The sequence below is a fragment of the Prevotella sp. DNF00663 genome (assembly GCF_001553265.1).
Lineage (GTDB): Bacteria > Bacteroidota > Bacteroidia > Bacteroidales > Bacteroidaceae > Prevotella.
The window spans coordinates 54,717-56,156 of the sequence record NZ_KQ960644.1 but is presented as its reverse complement, the minus strand read 5'-3'; the positions used below and the strand labels follow the sequence as shown (position 1 = coordinate 56,156).

The 1,440-nt window shown below is 52.4% G+C and carries 1 protein-coding gene; it reads left to right on the top strand.

Annotation, left to right across the window (positions count from 1 at the left end):
- A partial coding sequence (locus HMPREF3034_RS08620; RefSeq protein WP_197421752.1) for a fimbrillin family protein occupies window positions 1-1,440 on the top strand: 1,440 nt, incomplete at both ends.

Genomic DNA, 1,440 nt, shown 5'->3' with positions numbered 1-1,440 from the left:
GCAGGTGTGTATCCTTCCCCTGTGCAGGTGGCCAACGCACCCCAAACCCGCGCCCAAATTGCTACAGATTATTTGCCGTTTTTCTACACCACCGGCTTCTGCGGCACATCTCCCGGCAACGCCACCACGCTGTGGTTCCATAACGCGGACACCAACCACGACGGCACCCTCGTAAACCCCATACATTGGTCGTGGGACAAGCCTTACGGCAAGTTCTTCGCCGTAGCCGTGGTATCATCGCCTGAAGATCCCAAAATCAAGCCCACACTCTTGTTTGATAAAAACACCAAACCATACATTAACTTCGAGGTGAAACCTAATGTGTTTCAACAGGGAGACCTCATGACGGCTTGCACGGATGAGGTGCATTATGAAAAACGTTTTGCCGCCCCCATCATCCCCCTAAAGTTCCGACACGCCCTCACCGCCGTGCGCTTCAAGGTAGGGCAGAACCTCTCGTGGAACAAGACCATCACCAAGGTGGAAATCATAGGAGCTAAAAGCAAGGGCTGCTACACCCTTTCCACGCAGGTCAACGGCACAGGTACATGGAGCGTCAACCCGCAGGATAAAGGGAAAACCTTCACCCTCGACGACGTGAACGTGAGTACCTCCGCGGCTGTTAACCACATCATCGTGGGCGATAACGACAACTATACCTTCTACATGATTCCGCAGCAGCTTGATGGCGTGAGTGTAAAAATCACTTTCTCTGACAAATCCACCATCAGCGCGAACCTCTCTGGCGAATGGAAGGCCGGCACCACGAAGACCTATGCCCTGTCGGAGAAAAACTCTAACTGGGGGTATGTGCTCACAGTGCCCCCTGCCTCGGTGAATACCACCACAGATATCGGCTATCTCGTGGAAAGCTACCGTAGGACCCATGGGGGCTACGTACAGTATCCCGTGCCATGGAAAGTGGTAAACTATCAGGAGATCATCGACGGGATAGAAGGTCCTATAACCACGGAAAAGCCCGATTGGCTCACCTCTTTGACCATGGAGGGCGGCAAAGGAAGCAATATTTTCGAAATTCACCAAGCCACCCTCCAGCGAGTCCCCGCCATCAACAAGCTTGCCGTATATAATAAGGAGCTGCAAGAAGCAGAAGAAAGAGGCACTGAAAACGATCCCTACGACCTCTCTATGCACAACCTCGAGGGCAAGAAAACATTACGTAACACAGCCAACTGCTACCTCATCTCCGCTCCGGGCTGGTACAAGATCCCGCTCGTATATGGTAACGGCGTCAAGAACGGGAAAGAGAACCTCCACAGCTATCAGACCATGAACACAGGAGGTAAATTTGTTCTGAAAAGATTCACGGATCATGACAATGACGTCATCTCTACGCCTTACATCAACTGTCAGAGCCCCACAAATTTTGCCGAGCAGGCCGACGTAGTGTGGACCGACCAGCCCGGCATCGTGGACAAC